General features: G+C 33.7%; 22 protein-coding genes. 9 read left to right on the top strand and 13 right to left on the bottom strand.

Features of this window, described 5'->3' with window-relative positions:
- Window positions 1–157: 157 nt before the first annotated feature.
- The 4 genes from ACQY2P_RS03285 to ACQY2P_RS03270 form a co-directional block, all read right to left on the bottom strand.
- On the bottom strand, window positions 158–307 hold the full coding sequence (locus ACQY2P_RS03285) for a hypothetical protein (protein ID WP_428326980.1): 150 nt from the start codon (window positions 305–307) through the stop codon (window positions 158–160).
- Between the two features lie 123 nt (window positions 308–430).
- Window positions 431–766, bottom strand: coding sequence for a hypothetical protein (locus ACQY2P_RS03280; protein WP_428326979.1), 336 nt, complete (start codon window positions 764–766; stop codon window positions 431–433).
- Between the two features lie 34 nt (window positions 767–800).
- Window positions 801–1391: a hypothetical protein gene (locus ACQY2P_RS03275; RefSeq protein WP_428326978.1), complete on the bottom strand. Its 591-nt coding sequence runs from the start codon at window positions 1389–1391 to the stop codon at window positions 801–803.
- Window positions 1392–1431: 40 nt separating this feature from the next.
- The gene (locus ACQY2P_RS03270; protein WP_428326977.1) at window positions 1432–1635 is read right to left on the bottom strand and encodes a hypothetical protein; all 204 of its coding nucleotides are present in this window, start codon (window positions 1633–1635) and stop codon (window positions 1432–1434) included.
- Between the two features lie 57 nt (window positions 1636–1692).
- Here ACQY2P_RS03270 and ACQY2P_RS03265 point away from each other — a divergent pair, with 57 nt between their 5' ends.
- From ACQY2P_RS03265 to ACQY2P_RS03250, 4 genes are all read left to right on the top strand, one after another.
- Window positions 1693–1944 (top strand): hypothetical protein, encoded by a 252-nt coding sequence (locus tag ACQY2P_RS03265; RefSeq protein WP_428326976.1) that lies wholly within the window; start codon window positions 1693–1695, stop codon window positions 1942–1944.
- 541 nt (window positions 1945–2485) lie between these two features.
- On the top strand, window positions 2486–2689 hold the full coding sequence (locus ACQY2P_RS03260; RefSeq protein WP_428326975.1) for a hypothetical protein: 204 nt from the start codon (window positions 2486–2488) through the stop codon (window positions 2687–2689).
- A gap of 41 nt (window positions 2690–2730) precedes the next feature.
- On the top strand, window positions 2731–3267 hold the full coding sequence (locus ACQY2P_RS03255) for a hypothetical protein (RefSeq protein WP_428326974.1): 537 nt from the start codon (window positions 2731–2733) through the stop codon (window positions 3265–3267).
- A 54-nt stretch (window positions 3268–3321) separates the two neighbouring features.
- A complete protein-coding gene (locus ACQY2P_RS03250; protein ID WP_428326973.1) occupies window positions 3322–3465 on the top strand; it encodes a hypothetical protein in 144 nt (47 codons plus the stop codon).
- Here ACQY2P_RS03250 and ACQY2P_RS03245 read toward each other — a convergent pair.
- From ACQY2P_RS03245 to ACQY2P_RS03230, 4 genes are all read right to left on the bottom strand, one after another.
- Window positions 3462–3728, bottom strand: coding sequence for a hypothetical protein (locus ACQY2P_RS03245; protein ID WP_428326972.1), 267 nt, complete (start codon window positions 3726–3728; stop codon window positions 3462–3464). The genes ACQY2P_RS03250 and ACQY2P_RS03245 overlap by 4 nt on opposite strands.
- Window positions 3729–3815: 87 nt before the next feature.
- Window positions 3816–3947 (bottom strand): hypothetical protein, encoded by a 132-nt coding sequence (locus ACQY2P_RS03240; protein ID WP_428326971.1) that lies wholly within the window; start codon window positions 3945–3947, stop codon window positions 3816–3818.
- 90 nt (window positions 3948–4037) lie between these two features.
- The gene (locus ACQY2P_RS03235; protein WP_428326970.1) at window positions 4038–4283 is read right to left on the bottom strand and encodes a hypothetical protein; all 246 of its coding nucleotides are present in this window, start codon (window positions 4281–4283) and stop codon (window positions 4038–4040) included.
- Between the two features lie 63 nt (window positions 4284–4346).
- Window positions 4347–4664: a hypothetical protein gene (locus ACQY2P_RS03230; protein ID WP_428326969.1), complete on the bottom strand. Its 318-nt coding sequence runs from the start codon at window positions 4662–4664 to the stop codon at window positions 4347–4349.
- 90 nt (window positions 4665–4754) lie between these two features.
- Between ACQY2P_RS03230 and ACQY2P_RS03225 the strand changes: the two genes are divergently transcribed.
- Both ACQY2P_RS03225 and ACQY2P_RS03220 read left to right on the top strand, forming a co-directional pair.
- Window positions 4755–6443, top strand: a complete 1689-nt coding sequence (locus ACQY2P_RS03225) for a helicase C-terminal domain-containing protein (protein WP_428327265.1) — start codon at window positions 4755–4757, stop codon at window positions 6441–6443.
- A gap of 157 nt (window positions 6444–6600) precedes the next feature.
- Window positions 6601–7155 (top strand): hypothetical protein, encoded by a 555-nt coding sequence (locus ACQY2P_RS03220; protein WP_428326968.1) that lies wholly within the window; start codon window positions 6601–6603, stop codon window positions 7153–7155.
- On the opposite strand, the gene ilvD is transcribed toward ACQY2P_RS03220, so the two are convergent.
- Entirely contained in the window at window positions 7145–8821 is a 1677-nt protein-coding gene (gene ilvD / locus ACQY2P_RS03215; protein WP_428326967.1) for a dihydroxy-acid dehydratase, read from the bottom strand. The genes ACQY2P_RS03220 and ilvD overlap by 11 nt on opposite strands.
- Before the next feature lie 95 nt (window positions 8822–8916).
- Here ilvD and ACQY2P_RS03210 point away from each other — a divergent pair, with 95 nt between their 5' ends.
- Window positions 8917–9111, top strand: a complete 195-nt coding sequence (locus tag ACQY2P_RS03210) for a hypothetical protein (protein ID WP_428326966.1) — start codon at window positions 8917–8919, stop codon at window positions 9109–9111.
- A 4-nt stretch (window positions 9112–9115) separates the two neighbouring features.
- Here the strand turns inward: ACQY2P_RS03210 and ACQY2P_RS03205 are convergent, their stop codons facing one another.
- Window positions 9116–9715, bottom strand: a complete 600-nt coding sequence (locus ACQY2P_RS03205) for a protein-disulfide isomerase (protein WP_428326965.1) — start codon at window positions 9713–9715, stop codon at window positions 9116–9118.
- A 108-nt stretch (window positions 9716–9823) separates the two neighbouring features.
- Between ACQY2P_RS03205 and ACQY2P_RS03200 the strand changes: the two genes are divergently transcribed.
- The gene (locus ACQY2P_RS03200) at window positions 9824–10228 is read left to right on the top strand and encodes an HIT family protein (RefSeq protein ID WP_428326964.1); all 405 of its coding nucleotides are present in this window, start codon (window positions 9824–9826) and stop codon (window positions 10226–10228) included.
- On the opposite strand, the gene prf1 is transcribed toward ACQY2P_RS03200, so the two are convergent.
- The 3 genes from prf1 to ACQY2P_RS03185 are packed head-to-tail and all read right to left on the bottom strand — an operon-like array spanning window position 10221 to window position 12749.
- Complete coding sequence (gene prf1 / locus ACQY2P_RS03195) at window positions 10221–11501, bottom strand: peptide chain release factor aRF-1 (protein ID WP_428326963.1); 1281 nt, start codon at window positions 11499–11501, stop codon at window positions 10221–10223. The two genes, ACQY2P_RS03200 and prf1, sit on opposite strands and share 8 nt — an antisense overlap.
- A gap of 58 nt (window positions 11502–11559) precedes the next feature.
- Window positions 11560–12204 carry a DsbA family protein gene (locus tag ACQY2P_RS03190; RefSeq protein WP_428326962.1) on the bottom strand — a complete coding sequence of 215 codons (645 nt, stop codon included), beginning with the start codon at window positions 12202–12204 and terminating at the stop codon, window positions 11560–11562.
- Between the two features lie 35 nt (window positions 12205–12239).
- Window positions 12240–12749, bottom strand: coding sequence for a DUF4443 domain-containing protein (locus tag ACQY2P_RS03185; RefSeq protein WP_428326961.1), 510 nt, complete (start codon window positions 12747–12749; stop codon window positions 12240–12242).
- 203 nt (window positions 12750–12952) lie between these two features.
- Here ACQY2P_RS03185 and ACQY2P_RS03180 point away from each other — a divergent pair, with 203 nt between their 5' ends.
- Window positions 12953–13168: a CbtB domain-containing protein gene (locus ACQY2P_RS03180; RefSeq protein ID WP_428326960.1), complete on the top strand. Its 216-nt coding sequence runs from the start codon at window positions 12953–12955 to the stop codon at window positions 13166–13168.
- Window position 13169 lies beyond the last annotated feature (1 nt).

The following is a 13169-nucleotide window of genomic DNA, read 5'->3' as shown; positions in this document are numbered from 1 at the left end:
TCTGAAATTGTGTAAATTAGTTTCAAATTTGGTTTTAATTTAAACAGATGTTTGAAAATCAATTGTTCGTTCTTTTATATTTCGAGCCCAGACTAATAGTAACGCCTTCGATTAGTGGTCTAGGCATGCTATAAACGACCACTATTCCAAGACGTTGTTAGTCTCTTTTTTTCAATAATGCTTCTTCGGGAGATTTATCTTTGTTTGATTCCCAGTGCCAATCATGATGTTTTTTCCAATGGGTTTCTAATTCTTCTGTTGTTGGTTCTTTTCCCAATGGAGTGCCGCATAATTTACACTGTATCATTTTTCTTACTCTCTTCTTTTTTCTTTTTTGGTTTTATTATGGGATGACACTGCACTGGTAAATTTTCATCCTCCATATTATGACAAATTAATTCTTGAAGATAAGTATTTGTTTAAACCATGTTTATGGTGATTTTGATTTTTTCTTTTTAAAATTATTTGGTTTTTGTCTTTTTCTTTTTTGTTCTGAATTCATTATAGAATACATTTGACCTGTTTTGCATAACTTCATCTCACCTGAAATCTCATCATGCATTGATTCTATTTTCCCATCTGAGAGTAACTCTCCAACAATATCCCAAGCCTTGCTTTCGGATATTTCAAATTTGTATGGGATTGTAGTGACTTTGGTAAAAAAACCATTTTCAGAATTTCTTAAAATGAATTTTTCAACTTTTTGCTCTGTAGTTAATGAAGGACCTTTCTTCGGAAATTTCCTATATGGTCTTCTCTGTGACATGTCTTATCAAGAAATAATCTAGTATTTTAGATAATCATTTTGCATTTATTGTATCTGGATCATTATTCCCTGGCAAATATTTGTCTCCTAGAATTCCTTTCATTCTTTCATCAAATTCTTCTTGAAGTCGTGTTAGATACATTTCAGCTTCTGTTTCATCTTCTGGTATACCTGTATCTGTATCATAATTGAAACCTGTTGCCAAATGATAAAATTCTTCAAAAAATTCTTTACAATCAATCACATCTGCATCTGAATCAATAGATACTACAAAACATTCCTTCTCGATTCTAAAATTCAGACATATTTCTTCTTCAATCATCACATCAGCCATAACAGCCATGAGATAAGGTGTGTATTTCTCATCAATCTTTCTATCATTTTTGTTTGAAATCCATAATTCTTCACCATCAAGCATATTGTCAAATGTTCTGACTACCATATCTCGTATTTCTGAATCTAGATAAGCTGATTTTGATTTCCACACATTTTCATCATAATCTTGAGGTTTTACATAGGTGGCATCAAACCTCAAATCCTCGTTTAATTGATCAAATTCCCAAACTTGTTTGTTAGTCCACATTGGAGAAAATTTTCTGATTAACTCCCTTGTTGTTTGATTCAATACTTGTTTCTAATTTTTCTATTGTTTAATCTTAACTAGATTATTGAATTCCAGATTTTAGATATTCAATAGTGCACTCTGCAAGCTCTTTGTCTGAGTGTTTCTTTATATCGTGTCTACAATTAGGACAAATCCCTTCTTGTTCCTCAGTAAATTCATCTCCTACCTGTTTCATACAGCATTCCATTAACTCTGATGTAGAGTGAGATTCCATAGAAAGTTTGCACGTGGGACACTCTGTCATGTTTTTGTAAATTATTGATTGCTAATAAATTATATTTAATTTTAAAAGTTGTATTTTATGGATCCTCAAAAATTCCAAAATCAAATTAGATGTATTTGCGATGAGTCTGTTAATTTTGAAATTATCGATGAAATAGAATGTGATTGGGGTTCTCATGTAGTTGTTCAATGCCCTAAATGCCAAGAATTGTTTTCAATTGATAATTCATGTCCTGCATTTCATAATGTTTTAGATTTGGAAAAGAATAATTTTGAATTATTTTCTGATAAGGAAAAATTTGATTATGCTTCAAATTCTCATCCTAATTAATTGGGCCACAGATAAAAGTTGATAATCAATGCCGTGATGCGTTAGTGCGATTATCAACTATCCAGCTACACCTATGGCAATACTTTATCTCTAAAAATCTGGATAAAATAAAAAAACGATGTAAAAATTGATTTTTCTAATCAAAAAAACTAATCTGATTAACTGAACAAAAGTATGAATCCTACTGCTAACGCTGCAACTGATACGCCCATCCACATGTAAAATTTACTATTCATTACAAGTCATTGAAATTATCTGAAATTAATAGTTTGGATTCAAATTTGTATCTTAAACTTGAAATTGAGAATAAAGAAAGCAAGCAAGCCTGACATTATTTTGCCTCGGTTCTTTGGGAACTACGTACAAACATCGAGCCAGCAATCATCTTGCTTTCAATATTTCTTGATTTTATTATTGAAAAATTCTTAAAATAAAATGTGTCTTGTATTTTGATCAAAATGGGTTGTTCTTGTTTACTTAATTTTTACAGATTTGTGCCTATACACAAAATTTTTCAATTCTAAAATTCAATATTCTTTGCTTGCTAATCACGTGTAAAGGTATTCAAAAAAATGGTCTGCATGAAAAATGTCCTTTTATTCATGATGGTGACTGGGAAGATTCTGAATTAATGGAACATCAAAATTTCCACAACTCTCAAGAATCTCAAAATTACTCCTGGTTGGGATTTGACACCTCACAACCTATTGGAAAATTCAGTGGGCGTGATGGAAAACCATCCTAATCACAATCTAATTATTCTGAAATTTTCAAATTATCAAGATAATGAGCGAAAATGAAATTCTGTCTTGGACTAAACACTGTTCTCTAAACTGGTCTGATTTTAAGGCCGAACATAATCCTGCATCCTATGAGGATTCTCATAGTGTGATAAAGTATGGATTTACCTGGACTGTTGATTCTGAGAAAATGGGCAACGATATTCTATTTCTCATAAAAAATATCCAGATCTCAGTTGAATTCTGTCCTTTACTATCTTCAGTTAGAACTTCAGAAACAAACGATCAGCTGTTAAGATATGAACAAGGACGATTTGATTTGGCAGAATTAGTAAAACGTGAAAATCTTTCTAGATTACAAACGATGTTTGAAGGAAAAACATTTCCTACACGAGGAAAAAATGAAGATCAAAGAAAACAACTTGCCAAAGAGGATTCTGGAAAAATGATTGCTCAAGAAGTTGAAGAATTGCAAAACATTCTAGAAAAAAGACTGCATGAATATGATGAAACTACTGATTATGGAAATAATTTAGAAAAACTCTCTGAGTATGGTTTGAAATTTGAACATTTAAAATCATAAAGTATCTTGCACTGCAGACTCGTTTTTTATTAACTTCAACTTGCTCAAAAAACCATGAAAACTGCCAAACTACCTAAATTCAATTGGGGTGAGGTATCAGAGCTCAATTCTGGACATACTTCAGAAGAATGGGGAATCAATACAAAAAAATCATTGCCTAGAACCTTTGTTGCGTACACTGTGTCCTGGGATGATTAGTGTCGTTTCTCAAAAATTTTATTTTCTTGAATTGAATTAATGTAATTCACTAAACTTCGATAGTATTTTAGATGAAAATCAATATCTCTGATTTCTGTTTGCTTTAATTCTTCTAACTCTGGTCCAAAATCTCTTTTGTCTGATTGAATTTGATTGAGGGTGTTTTCATTAACTTCAATCATGTGAAATAGACTATGAAGAACCTCTTCTTTTGTTAGTGTTCTGTCACATGATTTTTGCAATAGTGCTTCAACCCAATCCATATTATTTTGCAACCGAGTTGTTATTTCACCACCTGAATGTGATTATTTCTTACCTTTACTCTATTTTTTTTAATTGAGGCTAAAAAGCTAGTTTTTTTCTACTTTCTTTTTTCTATCCATTATCTCCTTATTTCTTTCTGCATCTGAATGCACTTCTACATGCTCATATAGTGCTTCTTTTGAATCAAAAATTTGTTCACAATAATAACATTGATGCATTGCTAAATTACGCCCTTCTTAGATTAATTACTTTCTCTGATGTTAGGTGTGTGGAATGACTAAAAATAAAATAAAAAGAAACTTGGTGGATTATCCACCAGATTCGTATGCTGCTCTAACTTCAGCTGCTCTATCACCAAATGGGTCATCGTGCCATTGTTCTTTATTCAATTGCACCATTCCTGTCTCTGATGAAAATGCGCCTTGTTCTGCAGCTGGGGCAAGTACTGCGTCATCTTTAAGATAATTTTCTTGGTTATCATGTGCATAGACCATAATTCCGGCCAAAGCTGCTACTCCGACTGCAATACCTGCATAAATCATTGCGTTTCCCATGTTGAAATTTTTATATTTTTTCTATTAATTCAGTAGGTCTTCAGTGCAATGCAGTGAAAGAATTTAGTGTGTTTCTACTTTGATCTCAGAATTACATGAGGGTAATTCATTTGTCTCATTTCTAAATTGGTCAATTAACTGTAATTGCAATTCTTTTGGATTATCTTCAAACACTCTTTGATAAAATTGTGTTTTCTGCATACATTCATTGCCTTCAAATTCTGTGTCCACATATTTTGTGAATGTCTCTTCAAGATTGTTGGTCTCTCCAATGTATATTGGGTGCTTACTTCTGTTGTACAGGACGTATACCCCTGAGTGTGGTTTAACAAATTTTGCACTTTCTAACCACACTCTCATCTTATCGTCAAGTAATTCCATGATCTATAGTGTATTTACTAGATATTAAACTAGATTGCTATATTTCTGATATTACAAGAACCTTCATGCTTTTAATATAAAGAATAAATCATATTAATCCTGTCACTTTTAGAAAAATTCCCTGAACAGTTTACTCCTAGAGGTATTCAAAAAGAAATTATTTCTGATATTGAAGAACAACTTCGTTCAGGATATAAAAAAATTGTTTTGTGTGCTCCTACTGGAGTTGGAAAGTCTTTAGTTGGTGCAACTGTTTCAAAGTATTTTGATAGCTCATTTACTGTAACTGCATCAAAACATCTTCAAGATCAATACATCAAAGATATTCCATTTTTGAAGCCTGTTAAAGGGAAACAAAATTTTCCTTGTTTGAAGTTGATGTCTGCTGAAAAAGTCGATAATTCTCGGAGAGCCATGCGATGGGGTCTTACTTGTGAAAAAGGAGAATGTCTTGAACGCACTAGTAAAAATGGCAAAGAGGTTATTGAGACGTGTAAATTCAAGCCTACAATTAAACAAGTTGAAGAAAATACTCAGGATTCAAATTCATGTCATTACTATCTTCAAAAATATGAGGCACTAGTTTCAAAACACTCCCTTTGGAATTATCATGCTTTTTTCCAAATTATGAAGTTTAACAAAAAATTATTTGAAGATTATTTGGATAGAAAGGTATCTGTTTTTGATGAGGCACATAAAATCGAAGACCAAATTATTCAATTTGTAGGATTTGATATCTTTGCAGGACAAGTTGATGAATGTAACCTCAATGCTGACAAATATGATTTTACAGATTTAGATTCAATGATTTCCTTAACTGATGATATTGCGTATTCTTATGCAAAAAAAATCAAAGACATTAAGGAAAGTCCTGGATTTGAAAATGATCCTGACTACGAATTAATTTCAAGATTGGAGAGACGATATGATAGAGCAGCTCAGGCAAAAATTGACATTGCATCTGATAAAGATAATTTTGTTGTAAATGATCCTGTTCGTGACTTGAATGGTAATTTTAGAACCATATCTGTAAAACCTATTGATGTTTCAAAATTTGCAAATACATTTTTTGAAACTGAACATCAAATTTTCATGTCAGCTACAATTGATAAACAAAGTTTTTGTGAAAACATGGGTTTGAACAAAGATGAGGTGGCATTTGTTGATGCACCAAAATCCCCATTTCCGATTGAAAATAGAAGAATTGACTTGCTAAATATCAGGCGATTAAGTTATGGTTCTACAGAAGAAGATGAATTAGAAGTGGTCAAAACAATTGATCGAATTTTAGATGAACATTCTACTGAACGTGGATTAATTCTTACATCATCTATTCCCAGATGTCAAAAAATTCTAAGGTTTCTTTCTCCAAAAAATACTCGAAGAATTAGAATCTGTCACAGCAAGAACAAGGATGGAAAAACACAAGATGAAATAATATCTGAACATGCCTCAGATCCTACAGGTGTTTTACTTTCATCATCACTTTGGGAGGGCGTTGATCTCAAAGATGATCTTTCTCGCTTTCAGATTATTGCAAAGGTGCCATATCCCAATTACAAAGAAAAGAGAACAAAGGCTAAGATGGATAAATTCCCACTTTGGTATACCTCTCAAACCTTGACAAAATTACTGCAGGGATTTGGGCGCTCAATTAGAAGTGAGGATGATTGGGCCCGAACATATGTTCTTGATGCTGCTGCAAATAACGTCTTTTTTAAGGCACAACAAATGATTCCAAAGTCATACTATGATGTTTTAGGCATAGAAAACCTGTAGTAGATAACAGTATTTGATAAATGATAATTTTGATTTTCTTTCCTGCTATCTCTGAAGTAATTTCTGATCGCTGATCTATAAAGATTATGGACAAATTGATCATCTTTTCTTGAAAATCTTCCAAATCCTTAATTGATTGATGAGATTTTGTTGCCACATGAGCGTTTCAAAGTTTTTGACAGATGTCAAAAAAAGTAAAACTGTTTCTCCCAAAATCCGATTGTATTTAGTTGACAAAGACAAACATTATTTCATCAATGATGGTTCCATCAAAAATGGATTTAATTCTAAATTAACTATCTCAAAAAACAGAGACAGTGTTTTGTCTGCCTTCTCAAAGATGGCTTTTTTGTTTGATGAAATAATTCGATTACGAATTGTACGCTCTTCAAATCAAAAAGATAGTGATGAATTACTTTATCTTCTTAATCTTGTTCCAATTAATAGAAAAATCAGAACATTTCTTGATTGGAAAGTGTTTGATCCTGAATTCACCAGAGATATGTCAAGACTATTTGAAGTAAGAAACGATGCAGTTCATTGTATCTCTATAAATGAAGTAAATTATAATCCAAAATCAAAAATTTCCCTATCTACTACATCTGGATTTAAAAAATTTACAACTGACTTTCAAAAAGCATGGAAGACATTATTGAAAATCTATGTTGTCGAACAAGAAAAATTAGATTTGAAAAAACTTTCTATAGATTAGGTTTTGTAATGGCGCCCTCTGCAGCAGAACCTACTAGTGTTGCAAATTTTGCTAATGCCCCTGTTGTGTAGTTTGGTTTTGGTGGACTCCATTCCTTTCTTCTATTCTTCAACTCTTCAGATGATACATGAAGATCAATTAGGTTAGTTTCAGTATCTATTGTAATCTCATCGTCATCTTTTACTAGTGCTATTGGGCCTCCAACATATGCTTCTGGTGCAACATGTCCTATCATGAATCCCCTTGTTCCTCCTGAGAATCTTCCATCTGTAACCATTGCTACTTTTTTGCCTAAACCTTGACCAACTAGTGCTGCAGTTGTTGCAAGCATCTCTCTCATGCCTGGTCCACCTTTAGGTCCCTCATATCTAATCACTACAACATGTCCTTCATCAATATCTCCTCTTTTTACTGCCTCAAAGGCAAATTCTTCTCTGTCAAACACACGAGCCTTTCCAGTAAATTTTGTCATTTCCACTCCTGCAGTCTTTATCACTGCCCCATCTGGTGCAAGTGAGCCTTTGAGAATTACTGCCGTTCCAACATTGTGAATCGGATTTTCCATGGGTCTGATTATTTGTTGTTCTGCTTGAGGCAAAACCATGGAATTCAAATTTTCCTTGATAGTTTTTCCTGTAATTGTAATGCAATTATCATTCAGTAATCCCTTGTCAAGTAGTTTCTTTAACACAAATGGAATTCCTCCAATTTTATCAAGTGAATTCATTACATAATTTCCACCAGGTTTCATATCTGCTATGTGAGGTGTCTTTTTTCTAACTCGCTCAAAATCATCATATGTTAATTTGATACCTACTTCATTTGCTAATGCCAATAAATGTAAAATTCCATTTGTTGAACCTCCAACAGAGTTCAACATTGTGATTGCATTTTCAAACGCTTCAAAAGTTAGAACTTCTCTTGGTCTGATGTCCATCTGTAATGCTTTTGCACATGCAACTCCTGTGTCATACACCATTTTCTCTCTTCTGTCATCTTCAGCAGGTGGGCTGGCACTACCTGGTAATGCAAGACCGATTGCTTCTGAAATGGATGCCATTGTATTTGCAGTAAACATTCCTCCACAAGATCCTTCATTTGGACATGCAGTGTTTTCAATATTTTTTAGACCTTCTAATGATAATTGTCCTGCATCATATGCTCCAACTGCTTCGTAAACATCTACAACTGTTAATTCTTCTCCGTTTAACATTCCTGGCATGATAGTGCCTCCATAAACAAACACCGATGGAACATTCAATCTTGCCATTGCCATCATTGTTCCTGGAAGACTCTTGTCACATCCTGCAATTCCTACTAATGCATCGTATTGATGTGCTCTGACCATTAATTCAATAGAATCTGCAATTACTTCACGAGAAATCAAAGAGGATTTCATTCCTTCATGTCCCATTGCTATTCCATCACTTACTGCAATTGTTGAAAATTCTCTAGGTGTTGCGCCTGTATCTGAAACACCTTCTTTTGCTTTTAGTGCTAATCTTGGAAGATGGATGTTACATGGTGTTGCTTCATTTCCTGTATGACATACACCAATCATTTGTTTTGATAAATCAGTATCATCTAATCCCATAGCTTTGTACATTGCTCTTTGTGGTGCACGAGAAGTACCTTCTACAACATTTCTACTAGAGATTTCTCCCATGATGGAATTCTTGATTGCTATAATTTAGACTTTGTTGAAAATATCAATTCCAAAACTTTCACTGAGTTTAAATTCTAACTCCTTGTTTGAAACTCATGGAACAAAAAGCGCTAGAATGTCCTGTTTGTAAAAGCAACAAAGCCGAAATTGCAGGTGAGAATGTAAAACTCAGTGGTAGATTTGAAGACAAGGAATTTCTTACAACAGAATTAACAGTTCTTAGATGTTCTCGTTGTGGATTTTACATGTTCTTTGATAAAATGGCACAATTTACTACAAAAGAACCCTAGAATTCTATTTGACTATTCTCTGATTCTCTAATTCTACCAATTGACCTTCAATTTCTTCAGATGTTTCTCCACCATATGATATCAGAATCCTGTCATCTTCCATGATTTCAATATCTCTAATGTCTTGCACTTGTTTTCCATTATAAAAGAACTTTAGAGAATAATCTTCATTACTACAGAATTCTCTACCGTCTTGGAATACAAAGCATTTGTCGTCAAGACCTAGTGATAGTGATTCAAACAGATAGTCTAGAGTTACACCTGTTGCGTGTTTGTGTACTGTGGAACCATCTCGTCCTTCAAAGTGAATCCATGGTGATTTGATTTGATATGCTGGAGCTGAAAAGTCAAAATGATCTCCAAATATTCTTACTGCAATTGCAGCGTGTGTGTGATCACTGCCTAACGCTCCTGCATTTTCAGGTCCTCCTGGGGCAGTACTTTGATCCATTGTAGCAAACATCCATGCAGCATATCCTACAATTACTGCAATTACTGCTAAAACTCCGACTGCAATTAGTGTCTGTTTTCTTTGTGCAGCTGAATGTTTTGTAGCATAGTTCTCACGTTTTTGTTCACGTGCTCTTCTCTCTTTTCTGCCCATAGGATGCTCAAACTCTGAAATTTGCCCTAATTAACCATTCGATAAACTCGTATTCTCAAAGAATTATTTTCCAATAAATAATAAATAAAATCAAAAACTGCTGAATTTATGACTTGTATTTTTTGTGATATTTTAGATGGAAAGAGAGAAGGCCATATTTTGTATGAAGATGATTCTCATGTCTCATTTTTAGACAAATACCCCATTGACGTTGGACATAGTTTGTTAATTCCACGTGAACACCATGAACGAATTACAGATATGACTCCTGAAAATGTCGGAAAACTTTTTTCACTTGTTCCAAAAATTGCCAAAGCAATTTTGACTGGTGCCAATGCTGATGCATTTAGTATTGCTCAAAATAATGGACGTGCTGCAAAACAGATAATCCCACATGTGCATATCCACATAATTCCAAGATACAACTCCAAAGGAACTATCTGGACTAAACGACAAATTTCAGATGATTCTGAACTTGCAGAACTGGCAAAAAAAATTCGCAGTTTTATTTAGTGTGACCTGGGTTATATCTTAAAATCGCACCAATTTTTCCAAGACTTGCTAGCATGTTTCCGTGCTCTGCACTTCCAGATACCACTTCTAATTTTGAACCCGTTTTTGATGCTATCAACTCTAAATAATCTACAATGTCTTGCTCATTTGCCTCGACTTCCATTGAATTGCATCCTGGACAAGGTTTGCTAGTATATTCTGTTTTTTTTGGAATTACTTGAGGTCTTTCAATAATTTCTTCTTGAACATGTTTGCATCTTTTACATATTCCTTCAACTCTGTGCAAGTTTGTGTTGTCTGTTATGATCAAAGTTTCTACTACGTTGTTTTTTAGAAATTCAACTACCTCTTGCAATCCATATGATCCTTTTCCTGTGTTTCCATTAATCTCTCTGAATAATGCTTCAACAAGCTTCTTTTCTTCAACTAGTCTAAAGTTACCTAAAATATCCGAAGCCTTTGAAAATGCTTCTCTGATACCTTCTGAACCTGAATATGATGAATCAATTGTTGCAATGATGTTATTTTGCAATCTGTACTCTAGATAGTTTCCATTAATGAAATCTTCTTTTGTAGGACCTGGACCTGAAATGACTAATCCTTTAACTGGATAAATGTCGATAAAATATTCTCTTGTTGTTTGAGCTACTCTGTTAAAGTAATACGTTAACTCCATCTCCCTTAATTTTTGAAATCTTTTTGCAGACTGTCCACCTTGTCTGTGTTTTCCTGCAACTCCTGATCCTGTTTGGGATAACACTTCGATTTTGTCTCCGTGTAACAATCCCCATCCTGCATCTTTTGCATCAATTGCCAAAAAGCCAATCAAGTTGTCATCTTTGAGCATGTCTTTTAGAATGTCTACATGGAAGTGATCATCACATCTGTACAGATATTGATTCAAATCTTTTGGTGGATCAATTTCCCAAACTTTGACAACTTCACTTCCCAAAGGACCTCCTTCTTCTGGAGGCAATGCTCCACAAAACATCACAAGTCCTCTTTCGGGAGTTTTCTTGTATAGCTTTAATCTTTGAACTACTTTACCTAGAGAATCTACTACGTGACTTCTAGTCAGATCTGACTTTATGTTGTCTGCAGTACCTTGTTCTTGTTGAAGAGTGCCTATAATCTCGTGAAGTTGTTTTCCTTTTGGAATGTATACTGTGATGAGTTCTGTTCCTCTACCCGATTTTCTTGATAATTCTTCTAATGTTTTTCTGATTTTGTAGATTTTAACAGAATCTTGTTTCTCTACCTCTATTTTTCCCATTTGTGCTTTCTCCAATCTATGCGGATATTAATTTTGATTGATTTGTGTCTGCATCTGATCACAACTCATCAATTGTTTTGAGGAATACTTCTAATGGCTGGTTTCCTCTAATTTTGATAATTTCCTCACCGTTGAATATTAGAAACGAAGGAGTAGCATCAATTCCAATTTCTCTTCCAAATTCATACAGTGCATTAACCTTGTCTTGATACTTGTGTTCATCAAGACATGTGTTGAATGTCTCTAAATCTAAACCAACTGTTGATGCAAAATCGTCTAATGAACTTCTGGTTATCCATCCTGTTCTTTCCCCTCCCCAATTTTTGTAAAGTTCATTATGATACTCCCAATACTTTTTTTGGTCTTCTGCACAATATGATGCCTCAGCTGCTAACACAGAATCTGGACCATTAAGTGGAAAGTCTTTGAAAACTAGTTTTACTTTTCCTGTTTTAATAAAATCCTCATTAATTTTATTTAGTGTGTTTTGATGAAATTTGTAACAATATGTACATTGGTAATCCCCCCATTCTAAAATGGTAATTGGTGCATTACTGTCTCCTGATATTGGAGACCCATTCTCAATGAGTTTTGATGGTGTTAATTTTTTTGTATTGTTTTCTGATTCTGGATAAAAAGCCAGAAATCCTACTGCTATAATGCCTATCACTATTGGGATTACTAAAAGAGAGTACTTTGTCATGTTGGATTTTTTTTGAATGCAAGTAAAAGTCTTGTTTAATTTGTGGCAATGGTCCAAAGTGCAGAGTTTTTTGCTGAGATTTCTGCTACAAACGAATCCTCTGAAGATGAAATAATGATAATGTCTCCTTCAGATGGATTCAGTTTTTCCACAAGGATTTGTTTGGTTTTTTTGTCTTTGTTTAAACAGTCCTTGTCTTCTCCTGGAAAAACAAATTTGTTATTTTTGAACGATAATGTGGTGCATCCTGACGAACCGTACATTATTGCATAATCTCTTTGCTCTAATCCTGTTTTTATCAAAGATGAATATCTTTTCAAAATTATGGCATGGTTGTTTTTACTTTGAGTTAGATTGTTTTTCTCAATTTTACATTCTTTTGGAATTGTCTTCTGTAATTGTGATGTGAATTTTTTTCCCTTTTCTGTAAGAAAATTACCTGATCTTGTCGAGTCTATCATTTTTGCTTCTTTTAGGTGTGAAATCAAGGTCTTTACTGCCCCTTCTCCTAGATGAACCTCTTTTCCCAAAGTTGCCCTACTCACAAATCTCTCCTCTGATAATAATTGAAGAGCCTTGAATACATGCGGAATACTAAATGTCAGTACTTTACTAGATCCTTTTCTTGAAACTATGTTTTGTAGAGTCTGAATATTTTTCTTCAAATTCTGTTTTACGATCTTTTTTTGGTTTTATAAATTGGACAAATCATCCAAGAGCTTAAATACATTCAGCTGGTGCTAACCTCATGTCTGAAACAAGACAAATGAATGTGTCTAAATCACAAGTACCAAAATTAGCAATTATTGCATTAGGTATCATCTTTGCAGCAGGATTGTTTGTTGTAGGATTTGATCAAGGACATATCTTTAGCCTAGTTTATGGCGAGCAAGCATTTACTGATTTGTATCTCCATGAACTTACTCATGATATGAGACATGCAGCAGGCTTTCCATGCCATTAGA

The sequence above is a fragment of the Candidatus Nitrosopumilus sp. genome, from assembly GCF_965262695.1.
Taxonomy (GTDB): domain Archaea; phylum Thermoproteota; class Nitrososphaeria; order Nitrososphaerales; family Nitrosopumilaceae; genus Nitrosopumilus.
Note: the sequence above shows the minus strand (reverse complement) of the source record. Positions and strands in the feature narration are given on the sequence as shown.

Excerpts from the sequence above, each read along its gene's own strand:
- ACQY2P_RS03285 (WP_428326980.1), bottom strand. The coding sequence starts at position 307 with ATGATACAGTGTAAATTATGCGGCACTCCATTGGGAAAAGAACCAACA.
- ACQY2P_RS03280 (WP_428326979.1), bottom strand. The coding sequence starts at position 766 with ATGTCACAGAGAAGACCATATAGGAAATTTCCGAAGAAAGGTCCTTCA.
- ACQY2P_RS03270 (WP_428326977.1), bottom strand. The coding sequence starts at position 1,635 with ATGACAGAGTGTCCCACGTGCAAACTTTCTATGGAATCTCACTCTACA.
- ACQY2P_RS03265 (WP_428326976.1), top strand. The coding sequence starts at position 1,693 with ATGGATCCTCAAAAATTCCAAAATCAAATTAGATGTATTTGCGATGAG.
- ACQY2P_RS03255 (WP_428326974.1), top strand. The coding sequence starts at position 2,731 with ATGAGCGAAAATGAAATTCTGTCTTGGACTAAACACTGTTCTCTAAAC.
- ACQY2P_RS03250 (WP_428326973.1), top strand. The coding sequence starts at position 3,322 with ATGAAAACTGCCAAACTACCTAAATTCAATTGGGGTGAGGTATCAGAG.
- ACQY2P_RS03245 (WP_428326972.1), bottom strand. The coding sequence starts at position 3,728 with ATGGATTGGGTTGAAGCACTATTGCAAAAATCATGTGACAGAACACTA.
- ACQY2P_RS03240 (WP_428326971.1), bottom strand. The coding sequence starts at position 3,947 with ATGCATCAATGTTATTATTGTGAACAAATTTTTGATTCAAAAGAAGCA.
- ACQY2P_RS03235 (WP_428326970.1), bottom strand. The coding sequence starts at position 4,283 with ATGGGAAACGCAATGATTTATGCAGGTATTGCAGTCGGAGTAGCAGCT.
- ACQY2P_RS03230 (WP_428326969.1), bottom strand. The coding sequence starts at position 4,664 with ATGGAATTACTTGACGATAAGATGAGAGTGTGGTTAGAAAGTGCAAAA.
- ACQY2P_RS03220 (WP_428326968.1), top strand. The coding sequence starts at position 6,601 with ATGAGCGTTTCAAAGTTTTTGACAGATGTCAAAAAAAGTAAAACTGTT.
- ilvD (WP_428326967.1), bottom strand. The coding sequence starts at position 8,821 with ATGGGAGAAATCTCTAGTAGAAATGTTGTAGAAGGTACTTCTCGTGCA.
- ACQY2P_RS03210 (WP_428326966.1), top strand. The coding sequence starts at position 8,917 with ATGGAACAAAAAGCGCTAGAATGTCCTGTTTGTAAAAGCAACAAAGCC.
- ACQY2P_RS03205 (WP_428326965.1), bottom strand. The coding sequence starts at position 9,715 with ATGGGCAGAAAAGAGAGAAGAGCACGTGAACAAAAACGTGAGAACTAT.
- ACQY2P_RS03200 (WP_428326964.1), top strand. The coding sequence starts at position 9,824 with ATGACTTGTATTTTTTGTGATATTTTAGATGGAAAGAGAGAAGGCCAT.
- prf1 (WP_428326963.1), bottom strand. The coding sequence starts at position 11,501 with ATGGGAAAAATAGAGGTAGAGAAACAAGATTCTGTTAAAATCTACAAA.
- ACQY2P_RS03190 (WP_428326962.1), bottom strand. The coding sequence starts at position 12,204 with ATGACAAAGTACTCTCTTTTAGTAATCCCAATAGTGATAGGCATTATA.
- ACQY2P_RS03180 (WP_428326960.1), top strand. The coding sequence starts at position 12,953 with ATGTCTGAAACAAGACAAATGAATGTGTCTAAATCACAAGTACCAAAA.